The 13781-nt window shown below is 62.9% G+C and carries 18 protein-coding genes and 1 other RNA gene; 14 read left to right on the top strand and 5 right to left on the bottom strand.

All coding sequences use genetic code 11. From position 1 onward, the window contains the following. Positions 1–41 precede the first annotated feature (41 nt). On the top strand, positions 42–527 hold the full coding sequence (locus G6N73_RS00095) for an SRPBCC domain-containing protein (protein WP_165021502.1): 486 nt from the start codon (positions 42–44) through the stop codon (positions 525–527). A 14-nt stretch (positions 528–541) separates the two neighbouring features. Beyond that, positions 542–904, top strand: coding sequence for a hypothetical protein (locus G6N73_RS00090; protein WP_165021500.1), 363 nt, complete (start codon positions 542–544; stop codon positions 902–904). Positions 905–1012: 108 nt separating this feature from the next. Here G6N73_RS00090 and G6N73_RS00085 read toward each other — a convergent pair whose 3' ends face one another. The 4 genes from G6N73_RS00085 to ssrS all read right to left on the bottom strand — a co-directional run bounded on the left by G6N73_RS00085 (position 1013) and on the right by ssrS (position 3550). After that, entirely contained in the window at positions 1013–1780 is a 768-nt protein-coding gene (locus tag G6N73_RS00085) for a TerC family protein (protein ID WP_165021499.1), read from the bottom strand. A gap of 73 nt (positions 1781–1853) precedes the next feature. Then, positions 1854–2678 (bottom strand): TIGR00282 family metallophosphoesterase, encoded by an 825-nt coding sequence (locus tag G6N73_RS00080; protein ID WP_165021497.1) that lies wholly within the window; start codon positions 2676–2678, stop codon positions 1854–1856. Beyond that, a complete protein-coding gene (locus tag G6N73_RS00075; RefSeq protein ID WP_165021495.1) occupies positions 2675–3274 on the bottom strand; it encodes a 5-formyltetrahydrofolate cyclo-ligase in 600 nt (199 codons plus the stop codon). Before G6N73_RS00075 ends, G6N73_RS00080 begins: the two co-directional genes overlap by 4 nt. A gap of 119 nt (positions 3275–3393) precedes the next feature. After that, positions 3394–3550, bottom strand: a non-coding RNA gene (ssrS, locus tag G6N73_RS00070) — 6S RNA. An 855-nt stretch (positions 3551–4405) separates the two neighbouring features. On the opposite strand from ssrS, the gene G6N73_RS00065 reads away from it, so the two are divergent. The 9 genes from G6N73_RS00065 to G6N73_RS00025 are packed head-to-tail and all read left to right on the top strand — an operon-like array spanning position 4406 to position 9840. After that, entirely contained in the window at positions 4406–5245 is an 840-nt protein-coding gene (locus G6N73_RS00065) for an AAA family ATPase (RefSeq protein WP_165021492.1), read from the top strand. A 3-nt stretch (positions 5246–5248) separates the two neighbouring features. Then, positions 5249–5689 (top strand): GNAT family N-acetyltransferase, encoded by a 441-nt coding sequence (locus tag G6N73_RS00060; RefSeq protein WP_165021491.1) that lies wholly within the window; start codon positions 5249–5251, stop codon positions 5687–5689. Between the two features lie 4 nt (positions 5690–5693). Continuing rightward, positions 5694–6167, top strand: coding sequence for a GNAT family N-acetyltransferase (locus tag G6N73_RS00055; protein WP_165021490.1), 474 nt, complete (start codon positions 5694–5696; stop codon positions 6165–6167). Then, positions 6164–6592: a YeeE/YedE family protein gene (locus G6N73_RS00050; RefSeq protein WP_165021489.1), complete on the top strand. Its 429-nt coding sequence runs from the start codon at positions 6164–6166 to the stop codon at positions 6590–6592. The genes G6N73_RS00055 and G6N73_RS00050 overlap by 4 nt, the downstream gene beginning before the upstream one ends. 3 nt (positions 6593–6595) lie before the next feature. Further along, complete coding sequence (locus G6N73_RS00045) at positions 6596–7021, top strand: YeeE/YedE family protein (protein WP_165021488.1); 426 nt, start codon at positions 6596–6598, stop codon at positions 7019–7021. An 8-nt stretch (positions 7022–7029) separates the two neighbouring features. After that, positions 7030–8220, top strand: coding sequence for a vWA domain-containing protein (locus G6N73_RS00040; protein WP_165021487.1), 1191 nt, complete (start codon positions 7030–7032; stop codon positions 8218–8220). 2 nt (positions 8221–8222) lie between these two features. Next, positions 8223–8573 carry a hypothetical protein gene (locus G6N73_RS00035; RefSeq protein WP_165021486.1) on the top strand — a complete coding sequence of 117 codons (351 nt, stop codon included), beginning with the start codon at positions 8223–8225 and terminating at the stop codon, positions 8571–8573. Between the two features lie 57 nt (positions 8574–8630). Further along, a complete protein-coding gene (gene msrB, locus G6N73_RS00030) occupies positions 8631–9035 on the top strand; it encodes a peptide-methionine (R)-S-oxide reductase MsrB (protein WP_165021485.1) in 405 nt (134 codons plus the stop codon). A gap of 7 nt (positions 9036–9042) precedes the next feature. Beyond that, entirely contained in the window at positions 9043–9840 is a 798-nt protein-coding gene (locus G6N73_RS00025) for an MBL fold metallo-hydrolase (RefSeq protein WP_165021475.1), read from the top strand. A gap of 10 nt (positions 9841–9850) precedes the next feature. Here the strand turns inward: G6N73_RS00025 and G6N73_RS00020 are convergent, their stop codons facing one another. Then, positions 9851–10144 carry a hypothetical protein gene (locus tag G6N73_RS00020; protein WP_165021473.1) on the bottom strand — a complete coding sequence of 98 codons (294 nt, stop codon included), beginning with the start codon at positions 10142–10144 and terminating at the stop codon, positions 9851–9853. Between the two features lie 141 nt (positions 10145–10285). On the opposite strand from G6N73_RS00020, the gene G6N73_RS00015 reads away from it, so the two are divergent. The 3 genes from G6N73_RS00015 (at position 10286) to G6N73_RS00005 (ending at position 13613) form a co-directional block, all read left to right on the top strand. Continuing rightward, positions 10286–11731: a sodium:proton antiporter gene (locus tag G6N73_RS00015; protein WP_206078579.1), complete on the top strand. Its 1446-nt coding sequence runs from the start codon at positions 10286–10288 to the stop codon at positions 11729–11731. 145 nt (positions 11732–11876) lie between these two features. Continuing rightward, positions 11877–12971 (top strand): CapA family protein, encoded by a 1095-nt coding sequence (locus G6N73_RS00010; RefSeq protein WP_246251551.1) that lies wholly within the window; start codon positions 11877–11879, stop codon positions 12969–12971. 147 nt (positions 12972–13118) lie between these two features. Then, a complete protein-coding gene (locus G6N73_RS00005; RefSeq protein WP_165021469.1) occupies positions 13119–13613 on the top strand; it encodes a YciE/YciF ferroxidase family protein in 495 nt (164 codons plus the stop codon). Positions 13614–13781: the final 168 nt, after the last annotated feature.

Below are 13781 nucleotides of genomic sequence, written 5' to 3'. Positions count from 1 at the left end.
TATAACATAATGCGGTGCGAAACAAGCGAGGAGTTGTGGATATGTCTATCGGATTCAGGGTTTCGGGGCGCATCGGCAAGCCGGTCGCGGAAGTGTTCGACGCCGTGGTCAATCCGGCCAAGCTCAGCGGTTATTTCACCACGCTCGGCGGCGCCAGCGCTCCGCTGGTCGCCGGCACGACCGTGACGTGGTGGGGGCAGGTGCCCGTCGAGGTCGACGAGGTTGTTCCCGAAAAGCGCATCGTGCTGCGCTGGGATGGCAGCGGCCCCGAAGTCAAGCCGCCCTACCAGACCCGCATCGAAATGGGTTTCGAGCCGCTCGACGACGGCGGCACCTTCGTCACCATAGCCGAGTCCGGCTGGCGCGAGGACGAGGCCGGCCGGAAAGCGTCCTACGGCAACTGCGAGGGCTGGTCGCAGATGCTCTCCTGCATGAAGGCCTATGTCGAATACGGCATCAACCTTCGGGAAGGCTTTTATCCGAGCGAAATGCGCGGCGAATTGCCGACTTCGAGCGAACGCAAGTAAGCGGGAGAGAAGCAATGACCGCGAGGATCAAGGGCGGCATCAACATCGCCATGAAGGTGCCGCCGCACCAGTACGAGGCGACGATAGCCTTCTACCGCGACTTCATCGGCCTGAAGCCGTTCACCGCCAAGGCGCCGGCGATCGGCTTCGAGCTTGGCCCCAACCGACTGTGGATCGACGAAGCGCCGATGATGAGCCAGGCGGAGGTCTGGCTCGAACTCTTCACCGACGATTTTCCGGCCGCAGCCGACCATCTCGCAAATGCAGGGGTCGTTCGCTGTGACGCCATTGAGGCGCTGGGCGAGGGCTTCAGGGGCGGCTGGATCGTAAACCCGGCCAACATCGTGCACCTGGTGCGCGAGCCCGACGCGTGGTGAGCCGCTGCCGGCACACAACGGCCCTCATCCTGAGGTGCGAGCCCGCACGGGACCTGCGGACTCGGGCTGAACTCGACTGGGGAGCCTCGAAGGACGCACCGGATAGCCTCAGGATCCCTTGCCTTCCGGCTTCGCCCTCTTGCGCCGCGCCAGCATATTGAGCCCCTCGACGAGAGCGGAAAAACCCATGGCGGCGTAGATATAGCCCTTCGGCACGTGGAAGCCGAAGCCGTCGGCGATCAGCGTCATGCCGATCATCAGGAGGAAGCCCAGCGCCAGCATGACGATGGTCGGGTTCTTGGCGATGAACTTCGACAGCGGATCGGCGGCCAGCAGCATGACCGTCACGGCCGAGATGACCGCGATGTACATGATCGCGATCTCGTCGGTCATGCCGACGGCGGTGATGATCGAATCGATCGAGAAGACGAGGTCGAGCAGCAGGATCTGGAAGATCGCCGCGCCGATGGTCATGGTTACGGCGTGGCCGACCATGTCTTCCTTGTGGTCCACCGGATCGACCGTGTGGTGGATTTCGCGCGTCGCCTTCCAGACCAGGAACAGGCCGCCGGCGATGAGGATGATGTCGCGCCACGAGAAGCCGTGCCCGAAAGCGGTGAACACCGGGTCGGTCAATCTCACGATGATGGAGATCGTGGCGAGCAGCACGAGGCGCATGATCAGCGCGGCGCCGATACCCAGCCGCCGCGCCCTGGACTGCTGCTCGACCGGCAGCTTGTTGGTCAAAATGGCGATGAAGATGAGATTGTCGATGCCGAGCACGACTTCGAGGATGACGAGCGTGGCCAGCGCCACCCATGCCGTCGGATCGCTGAGCCAGGCAAAGTGCGGCGCCAGAAAGTCGATGATCGGCATCTGGAAAAGTCCCCGGTAATCTCTGACTGAAAATGTTCCGCAGAAGTAGGGTCGGCCGCCGGGAACGTCAATGTCACCCCCAGAAAGCCGGCGCCGTCTCCTCCAGCCGCGGCCCGATCCGCAAGGGCGCGATCCTCTCGGCCAGCCCGGTGCGGTCGGATATGTCCACTCCCACGCCGCAGATCGTGGCGGGGCCGGACGCCGCCTCAAAACGCCCCTTCGGCACTTTCGACAGGAACCGGTTGAGCGGCTCTTCCTTGTCCATGCCGAGCGAGGAATCATAGTCGCCGCACATGCCGGCGTCGGTGATGTAGGCCGTGCCACCGTTGAGGATCTGGTGGTCGGCGGTCGGCTGGTGCGTATGCGTGCCGACAACGAAGCTCGCCCGGCCGTCGACGAAATGCGCGAAGCACATCTTTTCCGAGGTCGCCTCGGCGTGGAAGTCGATCACCACCGCGTCGGCCTGTTCGCCGAGCGGGCAGGCGGCCAGTTCGCGCTCGCCGGCCTGGAAGGGATCGTCGAGCTCGGGATGCATGAACACCCGGCCCATAATGTTGGAGACCAGCACGCGCGCCCCGTTCCTCGCGACATAGAGGCCGGAGCCGCGGCCGGGCGTGCCCTTGGGATAGTTGGCCGGCCGCAAAAATCTTTCCTCGCGCGCGGCAAACATCAGCGCCTCGCGCTGGTCCCAGACATGGTTGCCGGTGGTCACGACATCCGCGCCGGCGCGAAGCGTCTCCTGAAAGATCTCCTCGGTGATGCCGAAGCCGCCGGCGGCGTTCTCACCGTTGACTATGACGAAGTCGAGCCGGAAATCGGCGATCAGTCCAGGCAGCTTTTCCCATACCGCCGTGCGTCCGGATTTGCCGACCATGTCGCCGAGGAACAGAAGTCTCATGAGTTCACATTGTCCCGCGCGCCGAAGCGGCGCAATCCGCTCTCGGTCAGGATTTCGGAGATGACGACATCGTGCGGCTCGTCGGGAACCAGCCCGACCTCCTGGCAGTCGAAGGCGATGCCGATCAGCCGGGGCTTTTTGCCGAGATTGTGCAGCCGCTCTATGGCGCGGTCGTAATAGCCCGCGCCATAGCCGATGCGGTGGCCGCGCGCGTCGAAGGCGGCAAGCGGCACCAGCATCAGTTCCGGCTCGAGTATCGCGGCGCCGGCTGCCGGGCCGCAAGTGCCGAAGCCCGTGTCGACCAGTTCGGCGCCGCGCACCAGTTCGCGAAACACAATGGTGGTCCGGTCGATGATGGCGGGCAGGCAGAGCCGCGCGCCCTTTTCGGCCAGCGCGAACAGCAGCGGGCGCACATCGACTTCCGAGCGCATCGGCCAGAAGCCGGAAACGGCGCTGCCCGGCTCCACCTCGATCCGCCCGGCGGCGTGGTCGGCCATGCCCAGCGAAGCCTCGATGCGCCAGACCGGATCGAGCGCGTCGCGGCGCGCCAGCGCCTCGATGCGCAGCGCCTTCTTCATGTGGTTGGATTGCTTCATACGGACGGGTTCAACTGCCTGTTTCGTCGTCCTTGGCACAAAACCGGCCGTTGCCGCAACGGTCAGCCGGGCACGATGCGCGGCGCAGCGGTCATTCAGAGCTGCGATGTCGGGGGAAGTGACGATCCACGCAACCGGTGGAGAAGTCGATCCCGGGAACCTACAAAGTAGGTGGGCGCCGTGTGAGAAAACCCACGGGTCTTCCCAGGGACAGCTCCCTTTGAGATCGATAAGGCCCCGGGGAAATGTCTCTCCTGCCGCGAGGCGCAGACCGTCGGGGATGAATATAATGCGTCCGACCCCTGCGCGCCAGAGGATCGGCGGGCGCCGGGGCGTTCTTGAAGAAATATTTATCGGCCGTCTTTTCGCCGTTTACGGGAGAGGGGAACCGCCAAAGGCGGTGAAGGGGGCGCGGCGACCTCAAACGTGGATAGAATCCACCTCCATTCCGGCCCATTCGCAAAAAGAACTGTTGCGGATCAATGGCATAACAGCCGGCGGGAAGAACCTTCGCACCGGATTTGTTCACACATCCTGCCCTTCCCGCATAATCCTCGGCATCGCCCTTGCGGGAACCGGTTCCGGACCGGGGATCGGTAGGGCGGCGGTGACCTCTCCCCGTGGATTCGGTTCCCACGGGCCTGAGGGCGTCCGACGGGCCGGCGTTCCCGCGGCAGGCGCAAATGCCTGGACGGCGGGTTTGCGGAGTATCCGTGCGTGCGACCATGAAACGTCCGTGTGCAATCCGCGGGGCAGCATGGAGACGGCGTGTGATCGGCCGACGGGGCGACAGACACCGGACGGGCGGGCATGGGAGTGCCTGTTCTTGTTTACGAATTCGCGCGGCGCTTTCCTGCCCGCCCGTCTTCCCTTCTACCTCACCCTGAGCTTGTCGAAGGGTCAATGGCCAGGGCCGAAAGGCAGCGTGGCAAGGGAGAGGTGCGTCCTTCGAGGCTCGCTGCGCTCGCACCTCAGGATGAGGGAGGTTGGGCGCCGACCGTCAATCTTGAAGGTTTAGCCGAACACACACGGTCCTTATCCTGAGGTGCGAGCGCAGCGAGCCTCGAAGGACGCACCTTGCCCTCTTCCCAGCCCGACCCTACTGTCCGGCGCAAAAAGATGGAGCAGCGAATGCGTTTTGAAGGAACGGCGGCTTATGTCGCCGAAAAAGATCTGATGGTGGCCGTCAATGCGGCGATCGCGCTGGAGCGGCCGCTGCTGGTCAAGGGCGAACCCGGCACCGGCAAGACCGAGCTTGCCCGGCAGGTGGCCGCCGCACTCGGCCTCGACCTGATCGAATGGCACGTCAAGTCGACGACCAAGGCGCAGCAGGGGCTCTACGAATATGACGCCGTGTCGCGCCTGCGCGACAGCCAGCTCGGCGACGAGCGCTTCAACGACATCCGCAACTACATCAAGCGGGGCAAGCTCTGGGACGCCTTCGCCGCCGATCGCAAAGTGGTGCTCCTGATCGACGAGATCGACAAGGCAGACATCGAATTCCCCAACGATCTCCTGCAGGAACTCGATCGCATGGAGTTCTTCGTCTACGAGACCGGCGAGACGATGCGCGCCGCCAACCGGCCGATCGTCATCATCACCTCCAACAATGAGAAGGAACTGCCCGACGCCTTCCTGCGCCGCTGCTTCTTCCATTACATCCGCTTTCCCGACGCCGAGACGCTCGGAAAAATCGTCGACGTGCATTATCCCGGCATCAAGCAGGCGCTAGTGCGCGCGGCGCTAACGCAGTTCTACGAGATCCGCGACGTGCCCGGCCTGAAGAAGAAGCCGTCGACCTCCGAAGCGCTCGACTGGATACGGCTGCTCGTCGCCGACGACATCGCGCCAGAGGATCTGCGCGCCGACCCGAAGAACGCGCTGCCCAAACTGCACGGCGCGCTGCTTAAAAATGAGCAGGACGTGCACCTCTTCGAGCGGCTGGCGTTCATGGCGCGAAGACAGGGGTAGCCGATGTCCGCCATTGTCGTCCGTCCATTTCATTCGGGGGATCACCCGCGCTGGGATGCACTCTGGCAAAACTACAACGCTTTCTACAGGCGAAGCGTTGAGGATCGGGTCACTGAACGGCTCTGGTCGCGCCTGGTTGCCGGAACCGGTGAACCTTTTGGTTTCGTTGCGGAAGTTGATGGAAAGGTCGTCGGCCTCGCCCACTACTTCTTCGTGTTCTCAACCTCCGACTGGAACCCGCGCTGCTATATGCAGGATCTTTTCGCCGATTCGAGCGTCCGGGGCCGCGGCGTTGGCAGAGCGCTCATCGAAGCGGTTTATCGCGAGGCAGATAGGCAAAATGCTTCGCAGACCTACTGGTTGACCCAAGATTCCAACACGACCGCACGCAACCTCTATGACCGCGTCGCCCGAGCCACGCCTTTCATGAAGTATCAAAGGTAATTTTATGACCGCAATCACCGTCCGGCCGCTCGAACAATCAGACCATGCCGATTGGCGGCGGCTGTGGACCGCTTATCTCGAGTTCTACGAGACGACTGTTCCGGAGGAGGTCTACCAGACGACGTGGGAGCGCCTGTTCGCTGAGGGTGAATTCGAGCCGAAGGGCTTTTTGGCGTTCCTCGACGGCAAGCCTGTCGGCCTGGTGCATTTCCTCTATCACCGCTCGTGCTGGTCGCTGGAGGGCAATTGCTATCTGCAGGACCTGTTCACCGATCCGGACGCGCGCGGCTCCGGCGCGGGCGTGGCGCTGATTGAGGCGGTCCGCGCCCATGCCGAGGCCAGGGGCGTCGCCAATGTCTACTGGATGACCCACGAGACCAACGCCACCGCGCGAAAACTCTACGACCGGGTAGCGCGGCGCACCGGCTTCATCGAATATGATTTGCTGTGGCGCATCGACACAGAGGAGAGAGAATGACTGAATTCACGCCGCTGGCGTCTTTCATCGGCGGGACATTGATAGGCCTTTCGGCCGTTCTGCTGATGGCGCTCGACGGTCGCATCGCCGGCATCAGCGGCATTGCCGCACGGTTGCTGCCGCCTTACGGCGACCGCTCCGCCCTGTCGGCGTTCGGCTTCGTGGCCGGCCTCGTTCTGGCGCCCTTCGCCGTCATGGCGGCGACCGGACAGCCTGTGGCGCAGACCGTGTCGTCGAACCTGCCACTCATGGCGGCGGCCGGTTTCGCGGTCGGCTTCGGCGCGGCACTCGGCGGCGGCTGCACCAGCGGCCACGCCGTGTGCGGCCTCTCGCGCCTGTCGAAGCGCTCTTTTGCCGCGACGGCCATCTTCATGGCCGCCGCCTTCGCGACGGTCTTCATTGTCCGGCATGCGATCGGAGGCTGAGCGATGTTGTTCCTGGTCAATCTCCTGCTCGGCCTGCTGTTCGGCGTCGGCCTTGTCGTGTCCAGCATGTCGAACCCCGCCAAAGTCCTCAACTTTCTCGATGTTTTCGGCAACTGGGATCCGTCGCTGGCCTTTGTTATGGCCGGCGCCGTGCTGGTCGCGTTCACTGGATATCGCCTCGTGCTGAAGCGCGACCGCCCGGTTCTGGCCGGGACATTCCACCTGCCGACCAGGACGGATATCGACAGGCGCCTCGTCGCCGGAGCCGCCATTTTCGGAATCGGCTGGGGCCTTGGCGGCTTCTGCCCGGGCCCTGCATTGACCGCGCTCGGGCTAGCCACGCCGGGCGTGCTGGTTTTCCTGCCGGCCATGTTCGCCGGCATCTGGGCGGCGCGCTCGCTGCCGGACGCCCGTCTACGTGAGGCGTGAGCACGGCAATGTTCGTCCCGTTCTTCCTCGAACTGAAAGTCGCGAAAATTCCCGTTTCGCTCCGGGAATATCTGACGCTGCTCGAGGGTATGGATGCGGGGCTGGTCCAGTACGATGTCGAAGGCTTCTACTATCTCGCCCGGTCAGCGCTGGTGAAGGACGAGCGCCATATCGACCGCTTCGACCAGGTCTTCTCGCATGTCTTCAAGGGCGTCGAGGCCGTCTCCGGCGAGGCGGGGATCGACGTCGCGAATATCCCGGAAGAATGGCTGCGCCGTCTGGCCGAAAAGCACCTGACAGACGAGGAGAAGAAGCTGGTCGAGGCGCTGGGCGGCTTCGAGAAGCTGATGGAGACGCTGAAGAAGCGGCTGGAAGAACAGAAGGGACGGCATCAGGGCGGATCGAAATGGATCGGCACGGGCGGCACCTCGCCCTTCGGCGCCTATGGCTACAATCCCGAAGGGGTCAGGATCGGCCAGCATGAAAGCCGCCACCGCCGCGCGGTGAAGGTTTGGGACAAGCGCGAGTTCAGGAATTTCGACGATTCCGTCGAACTCGGCACGCGCAACATCAAGATCGCGCTGAAGCGCCTTCGCCGCTGGGTGCGCGAGGGCGCGGAGGAGGAGTTCGACCTTCCCGGCACCATCCACGCTACGGCCGAGCATGGCTATCTCGACGTCAAGACGCGGCCGGAGCGGCGCAACGCGGTCAAGCTCCTGATGTTCTTCGATGTCGGCGGCTCGATGGACGACCACATCAAGGTGGTCGAGGAGCTGTTTTCGGCGGTCAGGGCGGAATTCCGTCAGCTCGAATATTTCTACTTCCACAACTGCCTCTACGAGGGCGTGTGGAAGGACAATCGCCGCCGCCATTCCGAGGTGATCCCGACCTTCGACGTGCTCCACAAATACGGCCACGACTACAAGGTGATCTTCGTTGGCGACGCATCGATGAGCCCCTACGAGATCGCCCATCCCGGCGGCTCGGTCGAGCACTGGAACCCGGAGCCAGGCGCGCTCTGGCTGGCCCGCGTGCTCCAGCAATGGCCGAATGCGGTGTGGGTGAATCCGATTACCCAGAAGCACTGGGGCTACACGCATTCTATCGCCATGGTCCGCGAGATCTTCGCCAACCGCATGTATCCGCTGACGCTGGCCGGGCTGGAAAGCGCCACCAGGGAACTGTCGAGGAAGCATTGAAGATGCCGGATGACCGCTACACGAACGTCGAGGAACAGGTCGAATACGGGCTCGATACAATTCCGGAGGATCGGCTTGTTTCCGTGCCGCTCCGGGATCTCATGTACGCCTTCCAGACCTTCCGCGAACTCGTCCGCTTTTTCCACCAGCCGCTGCGTTGGCAGACGCTTGAGGATGTCAGCAGGTTCATCGGAAACAAGGATAGTGGAGCGCTTCATCTCATCTGGGAAAACTACTATGGCCGCTTGGGAGACTCTCTGCCCCCCGACATTGAAGCTGCTTTTGACACCGACCGTTTCGACAACCCGAAAACACCTTGGTACTATGAACCGAGGGACGATCCGGATCGGTGAAACAGGCGTTTGCCCAACCTATATTGGGGCGAAGGCGAATAGCAGCAGGGAAAAATCATGGACGAGCATCGCTACCCCGTCACCCGCACCGACGCCGAATGGCGCGAGAAGCTGACGCCCGAGCAATATTACATCATGCGCCAGCACGGCACCGAGCGCCCCGGCAGTTGCGCCCTGCTCTACGAAAAGCGCGCCGGCACCTTCAAATGCGCCGGCTGCGACCAGCCGCTGTTCGAATCGAAGCTGAAATTCGAAAGCGGCACCGGTTGGCCGAGCTTCAACGATCCGGTCCCGGGCTCCGTGGAGACGACGACCGACCGCAGCCTCGGCATGGCCCGCACCGAAGTCCACTGCGCCCGCTGCGGAAGCCATCTCGGCCACGTCTTCGAAGATGGCCCGCCGCCGACCTATCTCCGCTACTGCATCAACGGCGTGGCGCTCAACTTCGAGCCGGCTGCCTGAGAGCGGCATGACCTGCTTCATCTGCCTTCAATGCGGCGTTCAGTTCGCGAAACGCGATACGCCTCCTGAGCGCTGCCCGGTCTGCGAGGACGAGCGGCAATATGTGCGCTGGGAAGGGCAAGCCTGGACGTCGGCGCGCGAGCTCGCAAGGAAGCACCAGTTGGTGATGCGGGAGGATACGGGCGTGCTCGCCTTCGGCATCGAGCCACGCTTCGCCATAGGCCAGCGCGCGCTGCTTGCCGAAACGCCGGACGGCAATGTGCTGTGGGACTGCGTCTCGATGGTCAGCGACGAGGCAGTGGCCGAGATCACACGGCGCGGCGGTCTGCAGGCGATCGCCATCTCGCACAGCCACTATTACTCGGTGATGGTCGACTGGAGCGAAGCCTTCGGCGGCGTGCCGATCTACCTGCATTCCGACGACCGCCAGTGGATTATGCGGCCGCATCCCTCGATCGTCTGCTGGGAAGGCGAAACGCTCGCCATCAACCCGTCGCTGACGCTCATCCGCTGCGGCGGGCATTTCGCCGGCGGCCAGGTGCTGCACTGGAAGCGCGACAAGGGAAACGCCATTCTCGCCGGCGACATTCTGCAGGTCGTGCCGACCCGCCGCCATGTCAGCTTCATGTACAGCTATCCCAATTACATCCCGCTGAACGCGGCGACCGTGCGCAAGATCGCCGCGGCGGTCGAGCCATTCGATTTCGACGACATCTACGGCGCCTGGTGGAACACAAACGTTATCGGCGGCGGCAAGCAGGCGATGGCTGTGTCGGTCGACCGTTATCTCTCGGCCATCGCGTGATCGGCGACGGTCAGAGGATGGTCGCCGCGACCACCCAAATCAGCGCTGCGCTCCTGAAGAAGGCCGCCCTGGCGTTCCCGGTGGCTTCCGCCGTGCGCCAGACGGCGGCGAACAGGAAGATATTGTAGGGTACCGGCGAAAAATACACGGCCACGGCGACGACAGGCGACACTTTCAACCCAAGCAACAGGAGTGCTGTCACCAAAGCCGCCACATTGAGCACGGTTCCGACCAGCACCATGTCGCGCCAGAACAGGCGATCGAGCGGCGCTTCGCCGCGCCAGCGTGACGCAAAGAACGACATTCCCGGCCTGCCTTGGGCTGCAATTTCCGCCCCTGTTAATCGGCCTGGCGCGGCACATTGTCAAAGGGGCGCAGGGCGATTTGGCGCTGGCACCCCGCTATGCTAGACGCCGGCTAATACGATGCGGGGGGAGAGAATCGAATGAAGGTATCGAGCAATGCGGCGGCGGCCGCCGGCGCGTTTGTCCTTGCTTTGGCAGCGACGGTGGCTCCGGCCTCGGCGGCGGAAGTGCACGGCCTTCCCGGCTCGACCATGTCATTGCTCTGGGCGCTGCCTTTCGCCGGCATCCTGCTCTCGATCGCCACCGGGCCGCTGCTTTACCCACATTTCTGGGAGCACCACTACGGCAAGATGACCGCCGTCTGGTCGGCGCTGGCCGTTTTGCCGATGGCGCTGTCGTTCGGGACGGAGACGACGATGGGAGCCGTCCTGCATACGGTGCTCCTCGAATACATGTCGTTCATCATCCTGTTGTTCGCCCTGTTCACCATTTCGGGCGGCATCCTCGTCGCGGGCAACATCCATGGGACGCCCGCCATGAATGTCCTGCTGCTGGTGATTGGGGCTTGCCTTGCCTCGGTAGTGGGCACCACCGGCGCATCGATGATCATGATCCGGCCGATGATACGTGCCAATGACAATCGGCCGTTCAACGCCCATGTCATCGTGTTCTTCATCTTCCTGGTTTCCAACATCGGCGGTTCGCTCACCCCGCTCGGCGATCCGCCGCTGTTCGTCGGCTTCCTTCGCGGCGTCGACTTCTTCTGGACGACCGCCAACCTCTGGGCCGAAACACTGATGGTCGGCGGGCTCGTGCTCGTGGCCTTCGTCGTCATCGATATTTTCCTGCACATCCGCGAGGAAGGCATGCCGAAGATCAAGGATCCGACGCCGGACAAGAAGGTGCGCATCCGCGGGCTTGCCAATATCCCGCTGCTTGCCGGCGTGATCGCGGCGATCCTGATGTCCGCCGTGTGGAAGCCCGGAACAGCCTTCACAATCGAGGGCGTCGAGGTGCAGTTGCAGAACCTGGTGCGCGACGGCGTCATCGTGGCGCTGGCGCTGATCTCGCTCTACATCACCAAAAAGGAATACCGCCGCGCCAACGGCTTCAACTGGGGGCCGATCCTCGAAGTGGCGAAGCTGTTTGCCGGCATCTTCATTTGCATCATCCCGGTCATCGCGATCCTGCGAGCCGGCCTCGACGGCGCGCTCGCGCCGCTGGTCGGGCTGGTGACCGGGCCGGCCGGCGGGCCTAACGACTTCGCCTATTTCTGGATGACCGGCATATTGTCGTCATTCCTCGACAATGCGCCAACCTATCTGGTCTTCTTCGAACTCGCCGGCGGCGACCCGGGAGTGCTGATGACAACGCTCGGCACCACGCTTGCGGCGATTTCTGCGGGCGCGGTGTTCATGGGCGCCAACACCTATATCGGCAACGCGCCGAATTTCATGGTCTACGCCATCGCCCGCCAGCAGGGCGTGCGCATGCCCAGCTTCTTCGGCTATATGCTGTGGTCGAGCGCAGTGCTGGTACCGGCCTTCATCATCGTCAGCATGATAGCCTTCAGTCCTGCCGGTTAACCGCAATCCGGCGGATGGATTGCATTGTCCGCAGAACAGGAAATATCCTGCTTTTTCGGAGGATGCGAGGCGCACAAGACCGATGCCGCAGGTCGCGATCCGTACCGGGTCAGCCCCGGAACCTGAGCAGCCCTCCAGGGGAAGCATGAAGCTGTTTCTGTGCGGCGATGTCATGCTCGGGCGCGGCATAGACCAGATCCTCTCCAATCCGGGCGATCCGCAGCTTTACGAGCGCTACGTCAAATCCGCGACGACCTATGTGGAGCTTGCCGAACGCATCAACGGCCCGATCCCGAGGATGGTCGAGGACACTTATGTCTGGGGCGATGCGCTCGCCGAATTGGACCGTGAAGCTCCCGACGCGCGGATTATCAATCTGGAGACCAGCGTTACCACCAGCCGCCAGCCGGTGCCCAAGGGCATCAATTACAAGATGCACCCCGCAAACATCGGCTGCCTTGATGCGGCGCGGGTAAGCTGCTGCGTGCTCGCCAACAATCACGTGCTCGACTGGGATGAGCCCGGCCTTATCGAAACCCTTGATGTGCTGCGCAATGCCGGCCTCGCCTATGCCGGCGCCGGGCTTGACGCGGATGAGGCGGCGGCGCCTTGCGTGATCGAAGCGGGAGCGGGAAGCCGCGTGCTTGTCTTTGGCTTCGGGCTCGAGACCAGCGGCATTCCGCTTTCATGGGCAGCCGGAGCCTACAAGCTGGGGGTCAACCTGCTCGTGGATGTCTCGGCCCGGTCCCTCGAGCAAATCGCCCGATCCGTCGAGAGTATAAAACAGCCTGGGGATATCGCGGTGGCTTCGATACATTGGGGTAGCAACTGGGGCTACGAAGTCGCCGCGGAGGAACGCGCTTTTGCCCATGCTCTGATCGACACCGCAGGTTTCGATATCGTGCACGGGCACTCCTCCCATCACCCGAAGCCGATCGAAATCCATGACGGCAGGCTGATCCTCTACGGATGCGGCGACTTCCTCACCGACTATGAAGGAATCACGGGGTACGAGGACTTCCGGGGCGATCTGGCACTAATGTATCTGCCGCGGCTTTCGATGCCGGATGGCACGCTTCTTTCGCTCGATCTGGTGCCGTTCCGGCTCCGCAAATTCCAGCTCAACCGCGCCCCGCCCGAAGATGCCGACTGGCTCGCGGCCATGCTTGAGCGCGAGTGTTCGCCCTTCGGCACCCAAGTCATGCTTGGGAACGACGGCCGTCTCGCTGTCTTGTGGTGAAGAACATGGCCGTTGACGAGGTCCGACAGCCCGGATTCCGATGGAACCAGCGGCCCGCGATCCAGTTAGGGTATCAGAACTCCCCCTATCGAAGTACCGCCGTATCTTGCGGGGATTTCGGCGGCTCGAGCCGAAAGGATCACCATCATGGAAATCACCACTTTCAAGGACATGTATCTTGCCGAACTCCAGGAGCTTGTGAGCACTGAAAGTCAACTCGGGGAATCGTTGCTGCAGATGGCGGAAGTGGCGTCGCATCCGACTTTGAAGGACGCGCTGCTCCACCACCGCGAGCAAACCGAGGTTCAGAAGGAACGTCTCGTCTCGCTTCTGCAGAAGCACGGCGCCGAACCCAGGGCGCACACCGATCAGGCGATGCAGGCGCTCATCCACGAAACCGAGAAAATGCTCAGCATGCTGAAGGGAAACGACCTCCGCGATGCGGGCCTGATCGCTTCCGCTCAGAGGCTCGAACATTATGAGATCGCGGCATATGGGACCGCCGCGGCTCTCGCGGGCCAGTTGGACCTGCGCGACGATCAGCGGATCCTGCACAGGAGCCTTGAAGAGGAGAAGCAGACGGACGTCCTGCTGACCCAATTGGCCAAAAGTGAAGTAAATCCGGATGCGGTAGCGGCGTGAGAGCCGCTCCGCGTTTTGAAAGCCATGGCAAGGACGACGATTCCGAGCAATTTACCTATCCGGCGGAGAAGGCGCGCCAAGGTGAAATCATCCTCAGAACGCGAGCGCGGCGCCTCATCTTCATTGCAGGGCTGGCGGGTTTTGTGGTGCTCGCAATAGTGTTGCAGC

This window comes from Allomesorhizobium camelthorni (assembly GCF_011045125.1).
In the GTDB taxonomy this organism is placed as follows: domain Bacteria; phylum Pseudomonadota; class Alphaproteobacteria; order Rhizobiales; family Rhizobiaceae; genus Allomesorhizobium; species Allomesorhizobium camelthorni.
This window is presented reverse-complemented; position numbering and strand designations above follow the sequence as displayed.

Excerpts from the sequence above, each read along its gene's own strand:
- G6N73_RS00050 (WP_165021489.1), top strand. The coding sequence starts at position 6,164 with ATGACTGAATTCACGCCGCTGGCGTCTTTCATCGGCGGGACATTGATA.
- msrB (WP_165021485.1), top strand. The coding sequence starts at position 8,631 with ATGGACGAGCATCGCTACCCCGTCACCCGCACCGACGCCGAATGGCGC.
- G6N73_RS00045 (WP_165021488.1), top strand. The coding sequence starts at position 6,596 with ATGTTGTTCCTGGTCAATCTCCTGCTCGGCCTGCTGTTCGGCGTCGGC.
- G6N73_RS00025 (WP_165021475.1), top strand. The coding sequence starts at position 9,043 with ATGACCTGCTTCATCTGCCTTCAATGCGGCGTTCAGTTCGCGAAACGC.
- G6N73_RS00095 (WP_165021502.1), top strand. The coding sequence starts at position 42 with ATGTCTATCGGATTCAGGGTTTCGGGGCGCATCGGCAAGCCGGTCGCG.
- G6N73_RS00090 (WP_165021500.1), top strand. The coding sequence starts at position 542 with ATGACCGCGAGGATCAAGGGCGGCATCAACATCGCCATGAAGGTGCCG.
- G6N73_RS00005 (WP_165021469.1), top strand. The coding sequence starts at position 13,119 with ATGGAAATCACCACTTTCAAGGACATGTATCTTGCCGAACTCCAGGAG.
- G6N73_RS00040 (WP_165021487.1), top strand. The coding sequence starts at position 7,030 with ATGTTCGTCCCGTTCTTCCTCGAACTGAAAGTCGCGAAAATTCCCGTT.
- G6N73_RS00075 (WP_165021495.1), bottom strand. The coding sequence starts at position 3,274 with ATGAAGCAATCCAACCACATGAAGAAGGCGCTGCGCATCGAGGCGCTG.
- G6N73_RS00020 (WP_165021473.1), bottom strand. The coding sequence starts at position 10,144 with ATGTCGTTCTTTGCGTCACGCTGGCGCGGCGAAGCGCCGCTCGATCGC.
- G6N73_RS00080 (WP_165021497.1), bottom strand. The coding sequence starts at position 2,678 with ATGAGACTTCTGTTCCTCGGCGACATGGTCGGCAAATCCGGACGCACG.
- G6N73_RS00015 (WP_206078579.1), top strand. The coding sequence starts at position 10,286 with ATGAAGGTATCGAGCAATGCGGCGGCGGCCGCCGGCGCGTTTGTCCTT.
- G6N73_RS00085 (WP_165021499.1), bottom strand. The coding sequence starts at position 1,780 with ATGCCGATCATCGACTTTCTGGCGCCGCACTTTGCCTGGCTCAGCGAT.
- G6N73_RS00055 (WP_165021490.1), top strand. The coding sequence starts at position 5,694 with ATGACCGCAATCACCGTCCGGCCGCTCGAACAATCAGACCATGCCGAT.
- G6N73_RS00010 (WP_246251551.1), top strand. The coding sequence starts at position 11,877 with ATGAAGCTGTTTCTGTGCGGCGATGTCATGCTCGGGCGCGGCATAGAC.
- G6N73_RS00060 (WP_165021491.1), top strand. The coding sequence starts at position 5,249 with ATGTCCGCCATTGTCGTCCGTCCATTTCATTCGGGGGATCACCCGCGC.
- G6N73_RS00035 (WP_165021486.1), top strand. The coding sequence starts at position 8,223 with ATGCCGGATGACCGCTACACGAACGTCGAGGAACAGGTCGAATACGGG.
- G6N73_RS00065 (WP_165021492.1), top strand. The coding sequence starts at position 4,406 with ATGCGTTTTGAAGGAACGGCGGCTTATGTCGCCGAAAAAGATCTGATG.